This is a genomic window from Pedobacter frigoris (genome assembly GCF_005116445.1).
Taxonomy (GTDB): domain Bacteria; phylum Bacteroidota; class Bacteroidia; order Sphingobacteriales; family Sphingobacteriaceae; genus Pedobacter; species Pedobacter frigoris.
Window position 1 is genome coordinate 676,566 of sequence record NZ_SWBQ01000001.1, and the last position, 23,669, is coordinate 700,234.

The 23,669-nt window shown below is 40.4% G+C and carries 25 protein-coding genes and 1 pseudogene; 22 read left to right on the forward strand and 4 right to left on the reverse strand.

Going from position 1 to position 23,669, the window contains the following annotated elements; genetic code table 11:
• The first annotated feature begins 14 nt into the window (after window positions 1-14).
• The 20 genes and pseudogenes from FA047_RS03010 (at window position 15) to FA047_RS03105 (ending at window position 17,133) form a co-directional block, all read left to right on the forward strand.
• Window positions 15-965, forward strand: a complete 951-nt coding sequence (locus tag FA047_RS03010; protein WP_136834495.1) for a fibronectin type III domain-containing protein — start codon at window positions 15-17, stop codon at window positions 963-965.
• 2 nt (window positions 966-967) lie between these two features.
• On the forward strand, window positions 968-1,471 hold the full coding sequence (locus FA047_RS03015; protein WP_136834496.1) for a hypothetical protein: 504 nt from the start codon (window positions 968-970) through the stop codon (window positions 1,469-1,471).
• Window positions 1,468-2,070: a toxin-antitoxin system YwqK family antitoxin gene (locus FA047_RS03020; protein ID WP_136834497.1), complete on the forward strand. Its 603-nt coding sequence runs from the start codon at window positions 1,468-1,470 to the stop codon at window positions 2,068-2,070. The genes FA047_RS03015 and FA047_RS03020 overlap by 4 nt, the downstream gene beginning before the upstream one ends.
• Window positions 2,071-2,110: 40 nt before the next feature.
• Entirely contained in the window at window positions 2,111-3,352 is a 1,242-nt protein-coding gene (locus FA047_RS03025) for a hypothetical protein (RefSeq protein ID WP_136834498.1), read from the forward strand.
• A complete protein-coding gene (locus FA047_RS03030; protein WP_136834499.1) occupies window positions 3,340-3,705 on the forward strand; it encodes a PulJ/GspJ family protein in 366 nt (121 codons plus the stop codon). The genes FA047_RS03025 and FA047_RS03030 overlap by 13 nt, the downstream gene beginning before the upstream one ends.
• Window positions 3,692-4,168: a hypothetical protein gene (locus FA047_RS03035; RefSeq protein WP_136834500.1), complete on the forward strand. Its 477-nt coding sequence runs from the start codon at window positions 3,692-3,694 to the stop codon at window positions 4,166-4,168. The genes FA047_RS03030 and FA047_RS03035 overlap by 14 nt, the downstream gene beginning before the upstream one ends.
• Window positions 4,169-4,170: 2 nt before the next feature.
• Window positions 4,171-5,310 (forward strand): type II secretion system F family protein, encoded by a 1,140-nt coding sequence (locus FA047_RS03040; RefSeq protein WP_136834501.1) that lies wholly within the window; start codon window positions 4,171-4,173, stop codon window positions 5,308-5,310.
• A 470-nt stretch (window positions 5,311-5,780) separates the two neighbouring features.
• Window positions 5,781-6,407 (forward strand): hypothetical protein, encoded by a 627-nt coding sequence (locus FA047_RS03045; RefSeq protein WP_136834502.1) that lies wholly within the window; start codon window positions 5,781-5,783, stop codon window positions 6,405-6,407.
• Window positions 6,408-6,422: 15 nt separating this feature from the next.
• Window positions 6,423-6,896, forward strand: a complete 474-nt coding sequence (locus FA047_RS03050) for a hypothetical protein (protein ID WP_136834503.1) — start codon at window positions 6,423-6,425, stop codon at window positions 6,894-6,896.
• Window positions 6,897-6,919: 23 nt separating this feature from the next.
• Window positions 6,920-7,726 (forward strand): annotated as a pseudogene (locus FA047_RS03055) (RHS repeat-associated core domain-containing protein); the annotation flags it as partial.
• A 6-nt stretch (window positions 7,727-7,732) separates the two neighbouring features.
• Window positions 7,733-8,215: a hypothetical protein gene (locus FA047_RS03060; RefSeq protein ID WP_136834505.1), complete on the forward strand. Its 483-nt coding sequence runs from the start codon at window positions 7,733-7,735 to the stop codon at window positions 8,213-8,215.
• 205 nt (window positions 8,216-8,420) lie between these two features.
• Window positions 8,421-8,762 carry a CPCC family cysteine-rich protein gene (locus FA047_RS03065; RefSeq protein WP_205943226.1) on the forward strand — a complete coding sequence of 114 codons (342 nt, stop codon included), beginning with the start codon at window positions 8,421-8,423 and terminating at the stop codon, window positions 8,760-8,762.
• A gap of 212 nt (window positions 8,763-8,974) precedes the next feature.
• A complete protein-coding gene (locus tag FA047_RS03070) occupies window positions 8,975-9,394 on the forward strand; it encodes a type IV pilin protein (protein ID WP_136834506.1) in 420 nt (139 codons plus the stop codon).
• Window positions 9,395-9,450: 56 nt separating this feature from the next.
• On the forward strand, window positions 9,451-9,912 hold the full coding sequence (locus FA047_RS03075) for a hypothetical protein (RefSeq protein ID WP_136834507.1): 462 nt from the start codon (window positions 9,451-9,453) through the stop codon (window positions 9,910-9,912).
• A 35-nt stretch (window positions 9,913-9,947) separates the two neighbouring features.
• Window positions 9,948-11,378, forward strand: a complete 1,431-nt coding sequence (locus FA047_RS03080) for a GspE/PulE family protein (RefSeq protein ID WP_136834508.1) — start codon at window positions 9,948-9,950, stop codon at window positions 11,376-11,378.
• Entirely contained in the window at window positions 11,378-13,336 is a 1,959-nt protein-coding gene (locus FA047_RS03085; RefSeq protein WP_225872612.1) for a type II secretion system protein GspD, read from the forward strand. The genes FA047_RS03080 and FA047_RS03085 overlap by 1 nt, the downstream gene beginning before the upstream one ends.
• Window positions 13,337-13,351: 15 nt before the next feature.
• Complete coding sequence (locus FA047_RS03090; RefSeq protein WP_169304302.1) at window positions 13,352-14,557, forward strand: PilN domain-containing protein; 1,206 nt, start codon at window positions 13,352-13,354, stop codon at window positions 14,555-14,557.
• Between the two features lie 3 nt (window positions 14,558-14,560).
• Window positions 14,561-15,103, forward strand: a complete 543-nt coding sequence (locus FA047_RS03095) for a hypothetical protein (protein ID WP_136834510.1) — start codon at window positions 14,561-14,563, stop codon at window positions 15,101-15,103.
• 58 nt (window positions 15,104-15,161) lie between these two features.
• On the forward strand, window positions 15,162-16,730 hold the full coding sequence (locus FA047_RS03100) for an RHS repeat domain-containing protein (protein ID WP_169304303.1): 1,569 nt from the start codon (window positions 15,162-15,164) through the stop codon (window positions 16,728-16,730).
• A gap of 1 nt (window position 16,731) precedes the next feature.
• The gene (locus FA047_RS03105; protein ID WP_136834512.1) at window positions 16,732-17,133 is read left to right on the forward strand and encodes a hypothetical protein; all 402 of its coding nucleotides are present in this window, start codon (window positions 16,732-16,734) and stop codon (window positions 17,131-17,133) included.
• A 421-nt stretch (window positions 17,134-17,554) separates the two neighbouring features.
• On the opposite strand, the gene FA047_RS03110 is transcribed toward FA047_RS03105, so the two are convergent.
• Window positions 17,555-17,866 (reverse strand): hypothetical protein, encoded by a 312-nt coding sequence (locus FA047_RS03110; protein ID WP_136834513.1) that lies wholly within the window; start codon window positions 17,864-17,866, stop codon window positions 17,555-17,557.
• A 239-nt stretch (window positions 17,867-18,105) separates the two neighbouring features.
• Here FA047_RS03110 and map point away from each other — a divergent pair, with 239 nt between their 5' ends.
• On the forward strand, window positions 18,106-18,870 hold the full coding sequence (gene map / locus FA047_RS03115; protein WP_136834514.1) for a type I methionyl aminopeptidase: 765 nt from the start codon (window positions 18,106-18,108) through the stop codon (window positions 18,868-18,870).
• A gap of 10 nt (window positions 18,871-18,880) precedes the next feature.
• Window positions 18,881-20,227, forward strand: a complete 1,347-nt coding sequence (locus FA047_RS03120) for a MutS-related protein (protein ID WP_136834515.1) — start codon at window positions 18,881-18,883, stop codon at window positions 20,225-20,227.
• Between the two features lie 33 nt (window positions 20,228-20,260).
• On the opposite strand, the gene FA047_RS03125 is transcribed toward FA047_RS03120, so the two are convergent.
• Genes FA047_RS03125 through FA047_RS03135 form a run of 3 tightly spaced genes read right to left on the reverse strand, consistent with a single transcriptional unit; the run spans window position 20,261 to window position 23,650 of the window.
• On the reverse strand, window positions 20,261-21,397 hold the full coding sequence (locus FA047_RS03125) for a TlpA disulfide reductase family protein (protein ID WP_136834516.1): 1,137 nt from the start codon (window positions 21,395-21,397) through the stop codon (window positions 20,261-20,263).
• An 11-nt stretch (window positions 21,398-21,408) separates the two neighbouring features.
• Complete coding sequence (locus tag FA047_RS03130) at window positions 21,409-22,851, reverse strand: PKD-like family lipoprotein (RefSeq protein WP_136834517.1); 1,443 nt, start codon at window positions 22,849-22,851, stop codon at window positions 21,409-21,411.
• On the reverse strand, window positions 22,838-23,650 hold the full coding sequence (locus tag FA047_RS03135; protein WP_169304304.1) for a DUF4843 domain-containing protein: 813 nt from the start codon (window positions 23,648-23,650) through the stop codon (window positions 22,838-22,840). The genes FA047_RS03130 and FA047_RS03135 overlap by 14 nt, the downstream gene beginning before the upstream one ends.
• Window positions 23,651-23,669: the final 19 nt, after the last annotated feature.

The window sequence follows — 23,669 nt, forward strand, 5'->3', positions numbered from 1 at the left end:
ATATTTATCGCTCTATGATAAACTTTAAAAACCTCTCAAAAGTCCTGCTGGGGCTGGCTCTGTTCTCAATAGGGTGTAAAGAATTTATTGAACCTTCAATTGATAAGAAGAATGTGGAACTACTGGCGCCTGCAAATGGCACTGAAAGCATGCAGTACAAACAGACCTTCTGGTGGAATACGGTAGAAAATGCTTTTCAATACAGACTGCAGGTAGTAACCCCAACTTTCTCAAATGCATCAAGTTTAATTCTTGATACACTGATCAATACCAATAAGTTTACTTACACACTTGATCCGGGAAATTACGAATGGAGGGTGAGTGCCGAAAATGGAAGCAGCGCAACTCCTTACGCCAAAGCGGCTTTTATCATTCATCCAACGTCCATAGAAGCGCAACAGGTACAACTACAAGCTCCGGCAAATAATGCGGTGACCAATCAAAGCAGTGCTGTTTTTAAATGGCTTAAATTGTATGGCGCAGATAAATACCGCTTGCAAATCGATACCAATAATTTTGAAGATGAAGCGACTTTGTTTTTTGACAAAACAACACCGAATGAGGAGTTTTCTGTAACACTGACAAAGGATAAAGCTTATAAATGGAGGGTAAAAGCTCAGAATGCAACGGTAGAATCTAAATGGTCTGTAATCCAAAATATAACCTTGGATAAAACTGCTCCCGGACAGGTATTCCTGACTGCCCCTATAAACAACCAGGTAGTAGCAAAGAGTGTTTCCTTGAGATGGGAAGGGCTCAGCGATGCTAAAAAGTATCAATTGTATGTTTTTAAAAGCGATGGTTCTTCTATCTACGGTAACAATTTTCCTGCTATAGTAACGGGTACTTCATTTACATTCAATGAAGCCTCTAGCGGCGAGAAGGTATACTGGCAGGTAAGGGCATTGGATGAAGCTGGAAATGCAGGGGCTTTCAGTGAATTGAGGAGTTTTACAATTCAATAGGTATGCAGCCGGTAAAGAATAAGAAACTCACTTATTTGCTGATCTGTGCGGTAGCGGCAGTTTGGGGAATCATCATCTACAGGGTGTTGTTCAATGAATCTGATGATGATTATCAGCCTAACTTTGCCGCTGTAAAAACGGTACATGAACCTTATGATCAATATGTAGCTAAAAAGGATACTTTCAGACTTGTGCTGAATTACAGGGATCCTTTCGTTGGCGGAGCATATGTAGATCCGGAGCCGGTTCAGGCTGTTGGAACGATTGCTCCGGCAGTTAATTATAATCCACCACCAAAACCGCCACCAATAAATTGGAGCGGTATCAGGTATTCGGGTTATGTAGTAAATCCGCAGAATAAAAAGCTGGTATCCATCATCGTGGTAAATGGAAATGAGCGGATGGTAACTGAAGGGGAAGTGTTCGAGGGTGTCAAACTACTGAAAAATAAAAGAGATTCTATCCTGGTCAGCTGGCAGGGTAAACAGAAATACATAAAACAATGAACAAACTAATTAAACGCATCTCGTTACCAGTCATTTTATTGTTGATGGTCAATGTGACTTACGGTCAGCGATCTGTTATCGATAAATACTTGACGCATAAGGTGGTCATCAATGATTTATCTCACGATGTGATAGCTTACGTAAAACCGGTTGATGGTATAGTTCCTCAATCAGACAGGACCTACTATTGGTTTTCGGCCAATAAAATCAACAGCACCCAGGGAGGATATAGCGGGAGGTTATTGAACGGTAGTTTTCAGGATTTTTACTCCAATAAAAGTTTAAAAGAATCAGGGCTTTTCAGAGCCGGACTTAAATCTGGCAAATGGAAATCATGGATAGAAAGTGGCAGACTTACGGATGAGTATAACTGGAGCACAGGTAGGAAAAATGGTCAGTATATCAAATACGATTCTCTGGGTAATGTGAAAGAAAAAGGCAAGTACCGCAATGATTTGCTGAACGGCAAGCAACGCACTTTTGCAGCCGGTCAGGAGAAAGTAGTGTTGTATAAAAAGGGAAAAATTACAGAACGTAAGAAACTGAAAATGCCTGCTTTTATCAGCAATATCTTTAAGAAAAAACCGAAGACGAAATAAGCAGGATTTCGCCGACATTTATATTGTTAAATGAACCTTAATGGTTAAAGCAGCAGCGCTCTATATCGTAATCATTGTTTCCCTGCTCATCGCAGTGATCTCTGCATCTTTATTAACCATCGCTTTTTATTACAGGCTAGAAGTGCAGAAGAAAGTGCGCTTCGATAAATTGTCTGCCAACCTGGAATCTGCCACTGCTGTGGTGCTTTCTGAGGGATTTATAGCCGGTGAAGAAGTAGTTCTGGATTTATTTGAGGAGGGTACGGATAGTGTGGTGCTAAGTAAAAACAACTGGGGTGTCTTTGAACTGTATGCCCTGAAAGCCTTTGAACTAAAAGACACTTTGAAACGAAGCTTTTTCACAGCGGGCACTTTCGCTGATCAGTCGGCAATTTACCTGGCGGATGAAGACAGGCCCTTATCGGTAAGTGGTACTACGCAGATCACAGGGAATGGCGAGTTGCCTAAGTCGGGCCTAAAGCAGGCTTATGTAGACGGTAAGCCTTATGCCGGAAAGGAGCTGATCAAAGGTAGTATTACGGATAGTAAACGTGATATTCCATCGCTGGATAAAGAGGTTTTGGATCGTATAATTAAATACCTGAAGCCTGATGAGGATCAGAAAAGGCTGGCTTTTAATGTGAAGGATTCGGTCGTCAATTCCTTTTTCAACAAGGAACTGGTTTACCAGCTTTCGCCCTTGCAGGGCATCAACGATGTAAAGATCAGTGGCAAGGTGATTCTGGTTTCGGATACGACCATCAATATTTCGGAAGATGCCATATTGGAAGATGTGCAGGTATATGCTCCGGCAATTATTGTCGCGGATGGTTTTAAGGGATCATGCCAGTTATTTGCCAGGGATTCTATTGTGATTGGCAAGAACTGTGATTTTGCTTATCCTTCGTTTGCTGGGGTATTTAAGCCGCTGGATGGGAAGATTCAATCCAGCGTAAGTCTGGCAGAAGGAAGCCGCTTTGCTGGTGTACTGCTGAGTTATGAAGAAAAACGCAGTGAATTGCAGACCATTATTTCATTAGGAAAAAACTGCCTGGTAAGTGGAGAAGTATATGCTACAGGATATATTAAAATGGAACGTTCGGTAAAGGTAAATGGTAAGGTGACGGCAAAGCGGTTTATCATGCAAACACCCGCTACTTTATATGAGAACTACCTGATTGATATTGTGCTGAACAGGAAATTATTAAGTAAGTATTACCTCAGTCCGTTTATCTTTACCAGGGAGGATGCGGATCAAAATATTTTGAAATGGCTCAATTGAAACGTTCACAGGTAAAGGCTGCTACTTTGCTAGAGGTAATTGTAGCGATGGTGATCATCATGATCGTGTTTGTGATTGCAACGGCAATTTATACGAATGTAATTGGTTCTTCTCCATCACTGAAGCAACAGCAAGGAAGGGCCGTGGCAGCTGCGGTGATCAAACAAAGTATTGCTGAACAGAATTGGAAAGATGAAACTGTGATGTTGGATAGTATTGTGCTCCAGAAATCGGTGGTTCAGTACAAGACCTATGATGATCTGGTTATGGTTACAGTGGTGGCTTCTGAACATGGAAAGGAAATTGGCCGCTCGAGGCAGGTTGTTAAAAAGATTGAAGATGAAGCTGAATAAGAAGTTACCTGCTTTTACGATAATGGAAGTGACCATTTCTATGCTTGTCGCGGGTATAGCTATAGCCATTGCTTTTACAGCTTTTAGGATTGTCAGTGGGTCTTATAGTGGTTTTACAAAGAAGCAGGAAAAGGTAGCTGCATTGACGACTTTAGATAAGGTATTGAAGCAGGATTTTTTAAAAGCGGATAGTATAGTGAGGACGGAAGATGGGCTGGTTTTGAAGGTAAAAGAGGGGCTGATTACCTATCAGTTTGATGATCAGTACCTGGTGAGGGATCAGCTTTCATTACGACAGGATACATTTAAAATGCCGGTTCATGAACTGGTTTTGTCGTTTGAAAAGCGGGTCAGTGAGGCGGGTGATCGTGTGGATCAATTGAGTTTTAAAACGGAGGCTGATGGGGATCTGATCCCGCTTCAGTATCAGAAAATATATAGTGCTAAAGATTTATTCCAGTAGTTATGCCATCAATAGACGTATCCAGGTATCAAAAGAAAAAGCAGCCAAAGGCTAAGGCCGAGGAGACTGACTTATTTGCATTTCTGAATAAGGACATCAGTTTTGGGAGCAAGCAGGTGCCGGATAAAAAGAAGGAAGGGCTGTACGTGGAGTTGAGTACTTTGCTGCTTTCGGGCATAGATTTAAGGACTTCGCTGGAGTTGATACTGGTAGACCAGGAGCAGGAGAAAGACAAGGTGCTGTTTGAGGGTATCAGACAAAGGATTCTCTCCGGACTGGCATTGTCGGAGGCACTAAAGGAGACTGGAAAGTTTAGCGACTATGAGTATTATAGCATTAGGATCGGTGAGGAAACGGGTAAACTGGGAGAGGTGCTAACGGATCTGGCAAAGTATTATAAAAGTAAGATTCAGCAGCGCCGCAAGATCATTAGTGCGGTGACTTATCCGGCTATTGTATTGCTTTCTTCTCTGGGAGCGGTGTTTTTTATGATCAAGTTTGTGGTACCTATGTTTGCGGATGTTTTTGTCCGTTTTGGTGGTAAACTTCCATGGATTACAGCGATGATCATCAGCTTTTCCAACTGGTTTGACAAGTATTTTATTTTTCTGATTTTATTTGTTGTGGCCCTGGTGATGGTGTATATCTTAGGGAGGAAGACCGAATGGTTTAGAAATGCTTCATCGCGAATGCTCTTAAAAACACCTATCGTTGGAGATCTTGTAAAAAAGATTTACCTGGCCCGTTTCGCCAACACCATGCGCTTGCTGGTCAGTACTGATACCCCACTATTGCGTTCTATTGCACTGGTGAGACAGATGATTGATTATTATCCCATTGAGACTTCATTGCTGAAGGTTGAGGATGACATTTTACACGGGGAATCTTTACATAAAAGTTTATCGGCCTTTGATTTTTACCCGGCTAAGATGATCCAGCTGATAAAGGTTGGCGAAGAGGTAAACAGAATGGATTATTTCTTTGAGAAGATCGCTTCGCAATATACTGAGGAGGTAGAATACCGAACTAATACGATCAGTAGTTTATTGGAGCCACTGATTATTATCTTTTTAGGATTGGTAGTAGGGGTGATTTTGATAGCGATGTACTTGCCGATGTTCCAGATGAGTAATAGTTTTTAACACGAAATTTCTATCACTTTTGTAAATATTTGTTTTTATAAAAAACTCTCATTATTTTTGCGTCTTAACAATTATATTAATGCTCTCCATTCTATTAACTCCTATTAAACCGGGTTGTTGCCCGGAAAATTATACGCCTTATTTATCAGAATCGGTCGAATCCGCCCGTTTTTTACGTTCAATACAACTTTAATGAAAAAACAACTGCTCGCTACTCTAGCGCTGGGGGCTGGTATCCTTTGCTTCAGCGGAATCTGCATTTTCGCAAACCATTAAACCGGGTAACATTACCGAGGGACTCGCAAATTACAAGGGCGCTTCTTCTGTTGATTACAAAACGGGGATAATGAATTACAATATTCCTTTGCTGTCACTGGAGCAAGATGGATATAGCATTCCTGTTTCATTGAATTATACAGCAAGCGGGATAAAGGTAAACAACAGAGGCGGTGATATAGCCTGACATAGTTATGAAACGAGAAAATTTTACCCAAGGAATGAGCCATTCAGATGCTTTATCTAGGGATCTAGGAGTAGTAAATGGCCTAAATAGCTTAGAAGCAGCCTACAGGTGGTTTAATTTCTCAAATTACATTCCACATAGGCCAGATTATGATGGGTTTGTAACGATCCAGGAAGGAGTTGATTGGGCAAAATCTCACCCGGGTGCATTACAGAATCCCACACCTCAAAGTACGCTTTACTTAGACGCTTCAAAGCTTGACTTTGGAAACATTACTACCGCAGATTTAATAAATGGCGTAGGGAAATCATCTCCTGTAAACTTAAACAATGCCGGAAATTTTTTTGCCTCAGCAGGTAATGCCGCGTTGGCATCTACTGTGTATGCTTTAGGTCGTGTTGATTTAACACTAATAAATAATAAAGGCAGTGTTAGAGTTGTTAATAATGCAGCGACAGATTATGACTGGAATACGGGTGGAGGAATAGTGAGATCTAACCTTATTGGTTTTGAAAGATGGAGGGCTAGTTTGAATGATGAACATGGGTTCAGAACATTCTATTTTGGTATAGGAACTGTTAAGCCCTCTCCGAAACCATTTGTTGCACAGTACCCGAGAGGAAATAAGTTTTAAAAAATAAGTAAGACAATGGATTTAAGTAGAACGAAACGCTTGCGGAAAATTATTGGTTTTAATGTTCTTATACTATTCTTCGTTTCTTCATGTAGCCAATTGGACAATCAATCATTAGGTGAAAACCTTTCTATATGGGAAGGGGATAAGAAAGAAGATAGGGCAATTGTTTATTGTGAAGGAAATTGCAGGGGAGGGATTTATGTTATTCCAAGTTATGATAGACATTATGACAGTAGCGGCAGGTATGCCGAATATTTAATAGATGCTAAATCTAATGCGGATTGGGTGATAGCAAAGACGTTTATGATAAAACATGACAGAAGAAATTATTGGATTATAAACAAGGAATTCAATATTAATAATTTAGACTGCGAAAAAGCTAATTGCGACAGTATAATACAATCAAAAATTATTGGCCCTTTAGATTACCAAACACTTAAGGAAAAAAATAAAGCACTCAATATAAATCTAACTTTAGAGCATTAAGTAACTTAAAGCGGCTTGATTATGGTGCAAGGTTCTATGATCCGGTGATTGGCAGGTGGAATGTGGTAGATATGCTAGCTGAATTAGCACCAAACTTAACACCTTTTAGATATTGTTTCAATAGTCCAATTAATTATATTGATCCTTTGGGGTTGTGGGAGAAAAATGCTCAGGGCTATACCACAGATAAGAAGGAAGATATAGCACGATTTCTTGATATGATTCAAATAGAAAATTATTCTCTAAAAAATACTCCTAGTATGTCTCAAATGTCGAAGTTTATTGATGGAGAGATGAAAGGTAGATTGGGAACTTTGAGTGACGGCAGTAAATTGGCAAAAGGCTTTAATATAACTCAGAAAAGAGATTTTTATGGTGGAAAGCATTGGATGATCGATAAAAAATCCTATGATAATTTCTGGCATAGTGTTCAAGGAGATTTGACTCCAGATGCATTGGATCCACGTACTTTAAGAAAGAATTTACTCGGCACAACTTATGCGGGTGGTGATAACCCCACGAAATATAATGGAGAAGAAGACTATTCATATAACCCTCCGAATCCTGTTGAGCAAATAGCTATTCATCATGATCTCGCTTATAATAAATTAGGCATAAGCGGTTTCAACGGGCTTTTTAATGATAAGAGAGCAATAAAAGCCGATTATACATTTGTCGCTCAAAATTACGCTGTAGCATTAGACCCAAATCAGAGTCTGCTTACAAGAATAAGGGGCTATTTATTAGGGCAGGGCCTGGGTCTTATTGCGTTACCTAAAACAATTGAAAGCGTATTGCCTACTATGGTAAACGCCCCTTCTAAAAGATAAAATGAAATGAAAGTTATAATTATAGTAGTTTTTAGTTTGTTGTTTTATTCCTGTACTGGTAACATAAGTGCAGGAACTTTGAGTGGCTGGGATATTGTGGTTTTTAAAACTTCAACGCAAAAGCTGGAGCTTGGAATAGATAGTCTTTACAAAGCTAATTCTAATTATATTATTCCTGAAAAATGGGAATCTGAAGCTGAAAAGTGGATAAAGAATTACTCATATTTGAAGACTGTTGTTATTTATTTTGATGATTCTCCTGAGGAAATGTATTATGTGACATTTATAGATGCTGGAACAGGTGATAATCCAAATTACTCCAGGCTAGCAATTCGTGGTGTTAAGCAAGGTAATGATTATTGGAAGCAATTTGAGGAATTTAATGCTAGTGAGCAAGAAAGAATAGAAAAGAGATTTGAGAAAGAGATTGTCAAGAAGCTAGAGCAGATTACAAAAACAAACTCTTATATAGAAAAAACATATCATTAATCTCTTGGTTTTCGGAAAATGAAATAGAAACAATTTAGGCTCATTTGATAAATTGAATGTCGTACCTTATAAAAGGTTCAGCACATCGCTTTGAAGAGCTTTAAAACAAGTTGATAATCCTGTTCAACCAAAATGAGATCAACAGTTCGTTCAATCCAGATAATATGGAATTGGTTGATGCTCCAGATTTGAATTTCCAATCCTAATGACTAATTTGATTATTAATGTTATTTTCCGTCCTACCAATGGGATGAATTATTATATAAATGTATGGACAATAGGAATAATAGAAAGCATGCTTGCCCGTTTTTTGATTATTTTACATCAAGTAACGAAGCAAACAATACTTTTTCAACTACGCCCCGTATGTTACTGGGAAGGTGATGGTGTCCAATTTAGAAATCCTGCATATGAAGGAAGGGCAAATCGTGTTAGCCTAAATCAGGCAAAAGAAAATTTTAAACGCATTGGGGCAATAAAAGAAAGGTTTAGAGTATGTTCGTCCGCCATTGGAAGAAGAATTATAAATAACGAGGCTGCCCAATGAGTCATAGTGTCGAACAATAACAACAAAGGGCTGGGACAGCTCAATTAAGGGGCAAGGTTTTATGATCCTGTGATTGGGAGGTGGAATGTATTGGACCCGTTGGCGGAGAAATCTGTATCTAATACCTAGTTTGCGATTTATTTTCAACCTTTTCTTGTCTTGCCCATTCAAAACATCTAATTTAGTTGCGCAAGTCAAAATACATTTGAAATATGAAATTTACGCTCCTGAATAAGAAAGTTAAAGCATACACGCTTACTGAAATACTTGTAGTACTAGTGATCATTGGGATCCTGGTACTGCTTGCTTTGCCAAACCTGCTCCCTCTAATCACGAAAGCCAAAAGTACAGAGGCAAAAGTACAACTGGAACATTTGTCAACCCTTCAAAAGACCTATTTCTTTGAGAAATCTAAATACAGTTCAGATCTGAATGAGATAGGATATATCCAGGAAAAACTAACTACCGACGGCAAAGACGGAAGGGCCAATTACAAAATCGAAATCGTAAAGGCTACCAATAACGCTTTCCTTGGACGTGCCACTGCGGTAACGGATTTTGATGGTGACGGTACTTTCAATGTGTGGGAGATAGATCAGGATAAAAATCTGAAAGAAGTCGTAGCTGATTAATGATCTGGTTACAGATAACCATATTGTTTAGTCTTGTTTTTATTTTTTACCAGGACATGAAATATCGTGCTGTGTACTGGATATGTTTCCCGGTTCTGGCGGCCTTGCTCTTCATCGTTAAATACAATCGGACAGGAATTGAGCAGACGCTGACTGATGCCGGTTTTTCCCTGTCATTTCTACTGGTACAGCTATTTATCCTTTGGGGCTATTTTTCAATTAAGCATAAAAGGGCGATCAACATCACCAAAGATTACCTTGGCTGGGGAGATGTATTGTTTCTGATTACTATAGTATGCTATCTATCTCCTGTAAATTATGTTTTATTTTATGTTGGGAGTTTGATATTGGTATTATTTTACGTGATAACGGCAAACCTCTTAAGTACAAAGGTGAGTCAGCAAATTCCCTTGGCAGGCCTGCAGGCTGCATTGTTAGCGGTATTAATGGCCATTGAAATTTACAGTCCTACAACAAAGTTATATGATGACAGCTGGATTTATTATTTAGTTGGTTAATGTGTAATATCTTACATAAATTAGTACCCTACTAAATGAACGTGTCTCCATTAGAATTTGACCCCATATTTATACATGCACTGAGCAAAGAACAGGCATGGCATTACAGAGTACTTCCAAAGGAAAGTAGTGCTGTAGGTCTTGTATTGTTGTGCGATGAGCATGCTGATACCGAACAGCTTACCGACGAACTGGAAATTGTATTGGGGAAAAGCATCACTTTAGAAAAGCGGCCATTGGCTACCATCAGCATGTTGCTGAACAAGCACTACCTGAAAGAGAACGGTCAGCACCAGTTCCAAAAAATGGCTTCGGCTATTGAGGGTGAAGGGTTTCTGAATGACCTGATCCGGGAAGCCAGAAGTTTGAAAAGCAGTGATATCCACATTGAAATCTATGAAGAGAAATGCCGCGTGCGGATCCGTATAGATGGTATGATGGTGGAACGTTATGTGCTCAAAAGGACAGAATATCCGGCATTGATCAATAAAATCAAGATCATGGCCAATTTGGATATCGCTGAAAAGCGCCTGCCACAGGATGGAAGGATCAATTTTAAAAGTGGTGAAGAGTCTTTCGATATACGTGTTTCTGTTTTGCCTACCTTACATGGCGAAAAGGTGGTTTTGCGTTTGCTGAATAACAATGCTGCTAATATAGACCTCAATCATGTCGGGTTTTCTGAATTTGATCTGGCCAATTACCTGCAGGGAGTGAAAAGACCGAATGGAATTATCCTGATTAGTGGTCCGACCGGTTCCGGAAAGACGACGACATTATATGCAACTTTAAAGTACCTGAATAAGGAAACACGTAATATTCTAACGATAGAGGATCCTATTGAATATACGCTTGCCGGGATCAACCAGGTACAGTTGAAAGAAAGTATCGGGCTGACATTTGCTTCTGCACTGCGTACTTTTCTGAGACAGGATCCGGATGTGATCATGGTAGGAGAGATCCGTGACCCTGAAACTGCAAATATGGCTATAAGGGCTGCACTGACTGGTCACCTGGTATTGTCGACCGTGCATACCAACTCTGCCTGGGGCACCGTATCACGTTTAATGGATATGGGCATCCCTTCGTTTTTAGTTGCCAATACCCTGAATACCTCTGTCGCGCAACGCTTGATCAGGTTGTTGTGTAAAAACTGTAAAGAAGAAGCAGAATTTGATTCTTCTGCTTATCCTAAGCAATTCAAACCTTTTGCTCCCGTAGCGAAGCACTATGTGGCTAAAGGATGTGAAAATTGTTATTATACCGGTTATAGCGGCCGTAAGGCTGTTTATGAGGTAATTCCGCTGGATCAGGAATTAACTTTTGAAATAAAGCAAGGCAATATGTATATTAACCCACTTTTGGAAGCCAGAGGGATAAAAAGTTTAGCTGAAAATGCTTTCGCTTTGTTTGCCTCGGGTGATACCAGTATTGAAGAAATCTACCCATTATTATTCACAAATTAATGAACGCTCAAATCCATAAGAAAACCTTTTTATCGGTACTTTTTTGTTTATTCCTGTTGATATTTCAACTGGAAATGGCCAATGCGCAGGTACAACCTTCGTCTGAAAGGGTAAGGCTGGTAGAAGACCGGCTAAGAAATCTGGCAGTCAATGTCCCGGGACTGAATCAAAAGGTACAAATGAATGTCTCAAATGTATCGGTACAGGAGTTTTTGCGTGCCCTGGCACAGTCGAATAACCTGAACATCAATATTGATCCGAGTCTTAATTTTAAGGTATTCAATAACTTCACCAATGAAACGGCACTGAATGTCCTGTTGTTCCTGACCAAAGAATATGGTTTGGATATCAATTTCATCGGCACGATCATGTCTGTTACGAAAGTGCAGGAGCCAAAGCCGGTAATTCCAATTCATCAGGTCAACGTAAAGTATAATTCTGCAAACAATACACTGAGTGTGGAGCTAAACAACGATACCTTATCTCAGGTGGCTAAAAAGATTACCATGCTCTCTGGTAAAAATGTTGTGGTACCCAACGCATTATTAGGTAAGAAGGTAACTGCTTTCCTGTCTGATGCCCCTTTTGAAAGTGCATTGGAAAAGCTGGCTTATGCGAATGACCTGAAAGTGGTGAAAACCAATGATAATGTGTACGTATTTGAAGGACTTGCTGAAGGTGAGGAGTTGTACATCAACAGCGATAAAACAACTGCCATCAGAAGGAATCCTAAACCACTGAATACAGCTGGAGGGGGATCTTCGGGTAATTTCAGGTTGTCGAACAGAATAATGCAAGGCAAGAAATTGCTTAGTGTAGATGCAGTGAATGTGCCTATTTTAGAACTGGTTAAAAATGCCGCACAGGAAATCAATACCAGTTATTTCTTGTATTCTGATATCAAGGGAACGATCTCGTCCAGGGTAAATGACATTACTTTTGATAACCTGCTGAGCTCTATTTTTCAGGGAACTGAATATACTTATCGCGTAGAGAATGGGATTTATTTGATTGGCGACCGTAAAATAGAGGGCTTACGTTCTCATAAGTTATTACAATTGCAGAACCGCTCTATAGATACCATTCAGAACATGATCCCCGCAGAATGGAAAAAAGGGGTAGAGATTAAGGAGTTCAGAGAACAAAATACAATTTTATTGTCGGGTTCTTCACCACAGATTGCTGAGATAGAAAGTTATGTAAAACAACTGGACAAGCTGGTGCCGATGGTGCTGATTGAGGTGACTTTAATTGACATAAGAAAAGGTAAAAACGTTAAAACGGGCATTTCTGCCGGAGTTTCCGATAGTGTTAAGAGGGGTGGGACTATTTTTCCAGGTATAGATTATACTTTTGGGGCTAATTCTATCAATGATTTTCTAAGTAAACTGGGTAAGAATAATTCCATTAACCTCGGACGGGTAACACCTAATTTTTATGTGAGTTTAAGTGCATTGGAAAGTAACAGTAATGTAGACATCCGTTCAGTACCTAAGCTCTCTACATTAAATGGGCATGTTGCTAACCTGAGTATAGGAAGTAAAAGATATTATAGTACCAAAACTCAGAATGTGACGGGGTCTTTGACTTCATCAACCATTGTAACGGAGCAATTTACCCCTGTTGATGCAAACCTGGAGATCAAGATCAAGCCCCAGGTGTCTGGAGATAATCAGGTGACCTTAAATATTAAAGTGGATATCTCTGACTTCATTGGAGATCCTCCGCCTAACGCACCACCGCCTACATCTACAAGTAAGTTTGAATCGATTGTGAGGGCAAGGAATGAGGATATGATTGTCTTAGGGGGATTGGAAAGAACAGAATCAGTAGAAAGTGGTTCTGGTGTGCCTTTCTTGTCAAGAGTTCCTATCCTGAAATGGTTATTCAGCAGCCGTAGCAAGTCCAACAATAAAGTGGTGACGGTAGTATTCATTAAACCGACCATCATTTACTAAGCTATGTGTGCCCTGTTGAGTTTAGCGTCTGGTTTAACCAATTGTGCCGGTGCAGAAGTACATCTGGCACAGGATGGTACTTATGTGGTTAAAGTCGTTAAAATCTCATTAGATAAGCAACAGGTTCATATCGGTTCAAAAAAAACGCATAAAGGTTCTCTTGCAAAAATTACACCTGAACCAATTACAGTACCATTGGCGATTACACTTACGGGAAGGGGCATTCTGGTTAAGAGAACTGCGAGGATAGATGTGGTGTCTGAAAGTAGTCTGCAACATCTTTTTCCTACATTGAAGCTTGCTGAGTTTTATGTGCAGCATTTTGTTTCCGGAGCACATTCGTTTGTTGCAATTGTAAGGAGAGAAGTAGCTGATGCGGTAATGGGTGCTTTTAAAAAGCAAGGTGCTGAAGTACTGATGTTGAGTTTGGGTGCTTTTGTTGTTGATCAGGTGATCCCTCAACTGAATTCTTATTCGGAAGTACTCAGGTTCGATGGGCATCAGGTAGAAATGAATGCGGATAAGAGTTGGAAAGAATACAATTATCAAAGTGGTTTAACACTAGGGTTTCCATTGAAGATTGACATAGAGACGATGCCGGAAGAATATCTGCTGGCATATGCTACCGCTTTTCAATTGATACTGAATGACAAACTTCCGTTGATAGAAGTGGATGCTGATCACATTAAAGATAGATTAGAAGAGCATGCTGCGAAGCTGAAGTTCAAAAAGTATGGAACATTGATGCTGTTTGTGTTCTTTGCTTTGCTGATGGTCAATTTTCTACTGTTGAGCATGTACAACTCAAGTAATCAGGAATTGATGAGTAAGGCGGGCAAACAATCTTATTTATTTGAGAATAGGCAGAAACTGGAAGAGGAGGTTAAGGGTAAAGAAAACCTGGTAAATAAATTGGGCTGGAATAAGGGATACAGATATGCTTATCTATGTGACCAATTGGCGAGTTCGCTGCCTAAGGAACTGACCCTGCATGAACTGCAAATCAATCCATTGTCAGGAAATACGATAGGACTGATCAAAGATACCGATCTGGAAACGGGCAACATGAAGATCAAAGGGCAGACGACCAGTGTATATGCTGTGAATAACTGGATCTATGAATTGAAGCAAAAGGCTTGGGTAAAGGATGTACAGCTGGAAAAATATGCCGCTGACGATCAGAACGAAGCGCAGGTTTTTACGATATTATTAAATTATTAGGCTATGCTTTCAAAGTTAAACTATGTACAAAAGAATAAACTGCTGCTTCCTTTATTGGTAGCGGGGCTTTTATTGTGCTGGTTTTTGGCCTTTAGCAAAACCTTTGATGCCATTAAGTTAAATCATAAGCTCAATGATGATTCTTCGAAGAACAGCGACATTTCATTTAATCCTGTTTACACTCAGCGTAAATTGTCGGCACTCAATGAAATATTAAAAGGATATAAAGTCGCTGGTCAGTGGAATGATCAATTGTGGATGCAATCTTCTGCTATAGCTGCCAAGAATGGTGTTGCCGTAGATTTTACATTAAATAAACCAGGCCTGGAGCCAGATAGCACGCAAGTGGGGCAATCGCAAACTTTGTATTTTCATGGGAGGTTTGTTCAGCTGGTAAAAGTGATAGACACATTGGAAAGCCTGAAAGGAATCGGCAGGATCTCTGGATTGAAAATCAGAGCACCTAAGGCTGATGCTGAAGGGGATAAGCAGAGCAAGAGTGAGTTGAGGGTTGATTTTAGGGCAGGGGAGATTCGTCTAAATTAATCGATGATTTTTGTGAAAAGAATGAACAGGGATTGTGGAATTAACATTGTATTTGTTATTGAATAGATATGCATTGCTGAGCGGGCTTAGGGAAAAGATCGACAGCCTGTCTTATGATTATGAAGGTGGCAGACATGTTAAGATAGACGACCTGAGCGGTGCATCTTCGGGAGTAAAGGCATTAGGCTTTAATGACCAGGTACAGCAGGCTACTGAGTATGTGTATGACGGAAATGGTAGGTTGATATCAGATGTAAATAAGGGTATTACTGCCGTTGCTTACAATGCAGCCAACCTGCCAGATGAGATCACCTGGACTTCAACAAAGAAATTGGCTTACATGTACAATGCTGAGGGCGAGAAGTTGCAGAAGAAGTATGTTGATGGTTCGGTTACCATGATTACGGCTTATAACAGGGGGATTGAATATGTAGGCACGCATGTGAACAGTCTGCAGTTGCAATATGTCCAGACCAGTGAGGGGCGTGCGTGGTTTAATGGCAGCGAGTTTATTTATGAGTACAATCTGACAGATCATCTGGGCAATGTAAGAGCTACGATTGATGCTGATCCCTCAGATGTGACACAGCGTACTGCAAGATTGGTGCAGGAGAATAGTTACTATCCTTTTGGTATGGTGATGCCCGGTGCTGATATAAATTATACAGCGGGTAATAAGAATAATTACCTGTATACCGGAAAGGAATTCCAGGAAGAGTTGGGCGAATATGATCATGGTGCAAGGTTCTATGATCCTGCAATAGCGAGATGGAGTGTGGCGGATCCTTTGGCAGAACAGTTTTATGGGGTGTCGCCTTATAATTATGTGTTTAATAATCCAATGGCTTTTACTGATCCTACGGGGATGTATCCTGACCGGCCCGATTGGATTCCGGAGGGGGCTACTGTAGACGAGAACGATCCGAATAGATATTATTGGACTGATCCTGACGGGTACCGTAATACTTATGTCGTAGGAGAGAGAAAGGGAGGTAACAATTCTGGAGAAGGAGGTAGAGCGTATGCTGATGCGCAGAGAGCGGCGCGAGAGGCAGCGAGGAATGCAGCTATCGATCAAAGGAATCGATTAATATCCGGTATGGGATGGGATTCTGAGTGGCTCACTCCGGAGACAGCAGAAGATAGAGATAAACGACAAAAACGAGAAAAAGAGGCGAGAAGTCAGGCTGCTTATAATTCAAAAAAAGGTAACTTTGGGCAGAATGCTAAAAAGCCAAGTTATAGCTCAATTGAGGAAGTTCCTGTATTTGCAGTCTCGTTTTTAAAAAATGGTGAAGGGGCTACCCTACCTGGTATTGGGATTTTTGTCGGTTTTGAAGATGCTAAAGATTTGCAGCTGTTAAGACATGAATATGGGCATATGCTTCAAGCGAAAAAAGTTGGGTATCTCAAGTGGTATTATAATTGGGCGCCAGCAAGCGTTAAAAGTGCTAAAAAAAATGGTGCAGGTCATAAAACTTATTGGACGGAGGCAGATGCTAATCGAAGGTCATATGAATATTTTAAAAGTCCTAAAGAATGGAATAAAAATAGATTTCCATTGGAAACAAAAGTAGCTAACCCTGTTATATCACCAAAAGATGTTTACAATGCTTTATTTTATTAATATGGATAAATCTTTCATCATAGTCGTGCTCGGAATATTTCTGTCATCGTGTGCTTATGATCCAGGTGATAAGAGATTGCAAATCACTAATAATACTGGTCACCAGATTAGTTATGAATATGGGGCAGATACTGTCCCTTACACCAATAATTTAATTGAGTATTATTTGTCGACAGTTATTTACCCGAATGAAAGTATGAACATACCGGAGAATGACGCTAATTGGCCAGCATTTGTTTCAAATAGCAGATATGGAAAAATGTATCTGTTTATCTACGAATTGGACTCACTTAGAAAATATGATAGTATAGACACAGTAAATAAAAAGGGGATTTATAGAAGAATGGAATATTCTTTAGACGAACTGGAGAAGTTGGATTGGAAAATTGAGATTACGAAATAATACGAATTGATCGCGATGGCGTAGTGGTATTCCTTACTAGTTATTGGAATTCAAGCAGGCTTTTTGAATTTCTAATTTTATTGGTAATTGTGCAGGCGTCCAAAAGAAGAAATGCTACTTATAACAAGTTGGGTAGTGTTGGGTATTTTAGCGAAAGTGGCCAGTTATTCCGCATTTAAACTGACACCTCCATTTCGGGTAAAAGTGGTTGTTTTGGCAGTATCAGACTGTTTTTTACTTAATAATATTGATTGGCTGTTTCGGCTAAATCCGTAAAATTATTGTATAACAATGTCCATTTGAAAAATTTGAAGATATCGACAACCTATCTTGGTCCCGCTGGTCTGATTTCTGGTTTAAACCACAAAAGGCCGGAATCCTCCGGCCTTTTGTACGTATTAGCTATTGTTATATATGGGGGTTATTCAATAATTTTACCGTCTTTGTCGATTTTCAAAGAACCGGTTTCCTGCTCTTTCTTCACGTTGATCAGATAGTAAGAAGTTTTGTCTGCATTGGTTACTAAAAACGCTGCAGTTGGAGTCCAGGCTTTAACCGGATCAGACTGTAGGGTCTTCGTAACTGCCTCTGGAAGGTCTTTCAACTCAACCGGAGCTTTTGTAGTACTATCTTGTTGTACAGCAACTATAATTGGGTTTTTGATGTTACTTGCTTTTACTGTTGTTAATCCTGCTACTGCTAAAAATGCTGCTGATAAGATGATCTTTTTCATAATACTTATTTAATGTTTCAGTTAAAAACTCATGTTAATTCTGTGTAGTGTATGCTTCATAATGATACCAAATCTTGAGATTTTTGGCACTGCTTTGATTATTAGTGGTTTATCTTTTTGAGTGTGTAAAAATATTGTAGAATCTCTCTACACTCTGTTGAATAAAGAAGCAGATTTGGAGGTGTTTCGCTATATTTACAAAAAGCCCTCAGACTCCATTTATTTTAATCACCAAGCTTATGTCAATCACATCACAGGAAGAACTTTTAGGAATGCAGCAGATCAGCAATGCTGTTGCAGAAACTTTGAAACAGATGAGGGAATACGCTGCTCCGGGCATGACCACTAAAGAACTCGACGACTTTGGTGGTAATCTCCTGAATGCAATGGGGGCCAAATCTGCACCAAGGCTGACTTACGATTTTCCGGGCTGGACTTGCATCAGCGTAAATAATGAGGTAGCACATGGTATTCCTACTGAAAATAAAATCCTGAAAGAAGGTGATCTGATCAATATTGACGTGTCTGCAGAACTGAATGGCTTTTGGGCAGATAATGGTGGCTCTTTCATTTTGGGTGAAGACATTAATCAGCTTCAGCCACTGGTAGATGCATCGAAACAAATTCTTAAGAAAGCCATCGCGCAAATCAAAGGGGGAGTTAAAATCGCTGAAATAGGTAGGTTAATTGAGACTGAAGCTAAGAAATCAGGATATAAAGTAATTAAAAACCTTGCCGGACATGGTGTAGGCAGAAGCTTGCACGAGGAACCTCATGAAATACTAAACTGTTACGACAGGTATAATACCGGCCGTTTCAAAAAGAATTCTGTAGTAGCTATCGAGACCTTTATCGCGACTGACTCCACTTATGCTGATCAGCAGGAGGACGGCTGGACATTAATCGGCAACAAAGGTGGCTTTGTAGCTCAGCACGAGCATACCATTGTGGTTACCGACGGGCAGCCTATGATATTGACTTCAGTAAACGGCATCTGGAGTTAATTGACAATTGATGGAAAGATTCGATGTTGATGCGCAGACGCTAAATGATCTTCAGGTTTTTGGAAAAGGGAAGCGCGATAGAAGCGTATTCTCTACATTCAACTTCACGACAACATTGGGTGGACTGGAAAAACTAAGGATCATTTTTGAAAACCCACTGATTGATATCGAGCTCATTGCCCACAGAAAACAGTTGATTGCCTTTTTGCAAAAAGAAGCTATCGAAATGGATTTTGATAAAGAATCCATAGATTTCATTGAATTCTTCTTAAACCAGAGAACGGAACCTAAACCTTTTAGTAAGTTCAGGGTAGTGAAGGATAGCGTGAACAATTTCACCGGACTCACACAGGAGAGCTATAATAAACTGCGTGGAATTCATGGGATTTTAGACCTGATAAAAGTATTGCATGAGTTTTCGCAAAACTTAAATGACGATGGCCTTCCGGAACTGCTTTTGAACATAAAAACTGCTGTTTTGGAAATAGCAGAGGTGCCTGATATAAAATCAGGCTTGAATACCAGACCCGGAATATTAAATATTTCTGAACTGGCTAAATGTGACTTTCTGATCAGAAAGACCTTACTAAAGAAAATAAAGGCGCTGCTGGAACTGGTGTATCAACTGGATGCTTATCTCTCGGTCGTCAAGGCAGCAAATACACATGGCTTGAGCTATCCGGTTTTGAACGGAGATAAAAAGCGTATGATCAAAATGCAGGGTGTATTTCACTTATTCGTAGATGATGCAATCGCCAATGATGTGGAATTTTCCTTGGATCAGAACGTGTGTTTCGTGACCGGTGTAAACATGGCCGGCAAGTCGACTTTTCTCAAATCTATAGCTGTTTGTGTTTATCTGGCACATTTGGGATTCCCGGTGCCTGCCCGATACATGGAGTTTAGCGTGTTTGACGGTCTGATCACTACCATTAATTTGTCTGACAATCTCAATGAAGGATACAGCCACTTTTACAACGAGGTAAGGCGGGTAAAACATGTGGCTGAAAAGATCAGCGCTTCAAAAAGCATGGTAGTTGTTTTTGATGAATTGTTCCGGGGTACCAATGTAAAAGATGCATACGATGCTTCACTTTCGATTATAGATGCTTTTTCGAAGATCAGGGACAGTTTCTTTGTCGTGTCTACTCATATTACTGAAGTGGCGAAAGAGTTAGAACAGAACGCCAATATCAATTTCAGTTTCCTGGAGACAAGAATGGTAGATGGTAGGCCAGTTTTTAGTTATCAGTTGAAAAAGGGTATTACTGATGAACGCATGGGAATGTGGATTGTAGAGAATGAGGGGATATTGGAAATCCTGAAAGGCAAGATAGAAAGTAATGTATTGAAATAAAGGGAGCTCTAGCCCCCTTTATTCTGATTACTTTTAGTTCAACAATTCGTTCAGTTTTTTATTCAGTACTTCTCCCATCAGATGAGCACCTACAATCTTGCCATCAGGGCTGATCAGAAAATTAGCTGGTACACCAGATATGCCGTAAACTTTACGGGCTTCACTTTCCCAGCCCTTCAGGTCGGATACCTGTGTCCAGGTCAGTCCGTCTTTCTTGATCGCTTCCAGCCATTTGGCCTTATCACTATCTACAGAAACACCCAGAATCTCAAAGCCTTTGTCTTTGTAAATGGCATATTGCTTCAACAGATTCGGGCTTTCTGCACGGCATGGTGAACACCAGCTCGCCCAGAATTCTACCAGTACGTATTTGCCTTTATAGTCCGATAGTGATACCGGTTTTCCATTCACATCTTTTTGTGTGAAGTTTGGCGCAGCTGAACCGATCGCAGTAACCTTATCTGCATTAAGTAGCTTGTATAAGCTTTGTCCATCGTAAGACAAACGTAGCTTCTCGCTCATCTTATTAAATACAGCTAAGATCACTTCCGGCTTATTGCGATAATTTGCTTCAGACAGGCTGTGCATGGCAAAGTAGGAGTTCGGGTTTTTACCGGCAAATTCCAGAATCTTTGCCCTTCTCGAAGCCTGCATATCGTTTACCTGTTTATCCAGTGCCTTGAAAAACAAGGTGTCCTTTTTTTGCTCAGGAGTGGCATGACTTAGTATAAAATTAGCATTGTGGTGTATGGTCATTACCGGCGGACCCACGGCTTTGATAAAAGCGATAGATTCATCATAAACTTTAGAACCTGTCCATTTCGCATTGTAGAGAGAATCAGCAGAATTAATCTGTATGTTTTCCTTTCCAAAGCTTGGGTAAATGACATCGCCCAGACCGCCAGTGCCATAGATTTCCTTATCTCTGATGCCCTCACGTGAGAGCGTCATCCGGCCGGAAGCGATGTTTGCAATGTATCCGGTAAATTTGAAAGTACCGTTTACCAGTTCACAAGAATCTGATTTTCCACTGCCATCAGAACCGTAATCCAGATAGATCTTTGCGGGTTTATTTAAGTTTCCAATTTTACCACTAATGGTAAAATTGGGTTTTTGAGCGGCTGCAACGATCGGTGAAAGTGCAGCAAGTATTAAGAATTTTAATTTCATATGTGTGTTGCTTATCTGATGGCCATATCCATAGGATTACCAGGGATACCTTCAATTTTTTTAATAAATGAACCATATTCACCAGTGTTGATATTGGTAAACCAAATGGTTCCCTCGGTTCCCACCATTAATGTTTTTTCATCTTCTGAGAGTTTCAGCATCGTGATGGACTTGCCTCCGAAATTTGTAGTGACATCCCTTACTTCCTGATTGATAGGGTTGTAAATAACCACCTTATTGCCTGAAGCAATATAGATTACCCCATTTTTAGCACCCTGCCATTTGGTATCGGCAGTGATCAGGTCCTGACGAATAAATTCACGCTTATGCTGCGGGGTGAAGGTAAAAGGCCCGGTAAACTGCACGTTGAATTTCAATTCGTAAATCTTACCGTCTGTATGTTTCATATAGGCGAAACAGTCGGCATTGTTCAACTGGATCAGTTTTACCAGATCCATACCTACGTTCATGGGGTCGAATATCGTTGTGCTGCTGACAGAGTATTGTGTTCCAAAGTAGGCAGGAGCGCCGTACAGGTTGATCCTTTGAAACTGTCTTTTGTTTTTATCAAACACGATAAAATAGGTGCCCGGACCGGTTTCTGCCATTGCAAATGAAGGTGCAAGTTCATAATCGCCCTCTGCAGGCAATCCAAACATACCATAGGTTGCTGCCTGATCCCAGGTACTTGTAGTACCACCATAAAACTTCCCGTTGATAACACCCATCATTACACCCTGAGAATGCGCAACTACCGAGCCTACTTCCAGATTATCCGGCGGGGTAAAGAAATTGTCTTTTAAGGTCTGAGGGTATTTTTCTTCTTCCATCATGGTATTGGATTGTAACCTGATGCCTGCATTTTTGGTGATGATCCAATACCCAAGCAATGTTCCGCCTGTGTTTTTGTTCCTTAGGAGGAACAGGTTGGTAGGGTTAGGGGGTAGATCTTTACCTTGCATGGCCTTGTAAAGACGTGCCTGAAGGGTGCCGTCGGGTTTCAGGAAGGAGAATTGTGTAACCCCGTTCTCTACACTCAAAATACTGGTTCCTGCATTGAATTCTGTAGCACCCTGCACCATAAACTTATGAAAGTATTTCATCCCGTTTGTTTTGTTGTGTACTGTCAAAAGTCCCGAATATCTCTGTGCCTGCAGTCCGAAGATGATCTTCATCACGGGGCCTACGTAGGTTACATCTGTTCCCTCCATCACGCTTATTTTCCATGAAAGTTCCAGTTGAGCACCTGAAGGGCCTTTTACTTTTGGATCTATTTTCAGGCTATCGCCTACCGTTGCTGTATAGAGCGTATCAAGCGAAGTTACCTGTGGGTCTACGGGCATGTCGATATCGTAGTTGCCCAGATCTTTATGACAGGCGGAAAGCGAAAATACAAGCACCGCCAGTGCCAGTAATTTTCTAATAGCTATGTTTATTTTGTTAAATGACTTCATTGCCGTTTTCGTCTATAAAATAATATTTACCATTCTGTGTGTTCTTCCTAAGCAAAGTTTTCTTTGCAGGATTGTTGGTGTTGTAGAAATAATAGCTGTTCGTATTTCCAGGCGTTACTTCTTCCAGGACATATTTTTTCAGCGGATTTCTGGTTACCCAGTTAAAAGGATTGTTCAGCATGGTGCTCAGCAATCCTACATAGTAGAGGTTTTTAGGTGCATCCAATCCGTCGGTCGACATAGACGTTTGTCCCGTCACCAGGATAAACAATTCGTGCTTGGTCCTCGAATATGGCGGCAAAGGCCAGGTATCCCACCAGTGCGGTTTTTCCAGCTTTGCAGAGAATACTACCTTGGCTCTGATGATGTATGGGTTTTCAATCCCCAGATCGCTGGTGCCGGTTAGCTTCACGATTATGGATACTGCGCTGTTTTCCAATTTCTTATCTTTATTATAGATCACCAGGGGAATATAACCAACGCCTTTTCCCGCTGGTATACTGTAGTTTGGCTTCAGTGCTTCATAGTGCAATTCCGGTTTCGCTGTAGAGCTGTCGGTTTCGATTCTTGCAGTAAATGTTCTTGCTAAATCTGTTCGTATGCCGGAAAGGCGTGCTGCCAGCCATACCGTATCCTGTGGGATGGTAGGCGTGTAAGCAAATGTTCTTACAATACTGTCCCGGTCTCCGTTCCTGAGGTCAAAGTAGACATTGGCTGCATGCTCAAACTTCATCTCCTCTGCCTTTTTACAGGAAGCGAAGGAAATCACTGCAAGCAATATGATGATATATGGTTTCATAATTTCTTTTTTAAAGTAT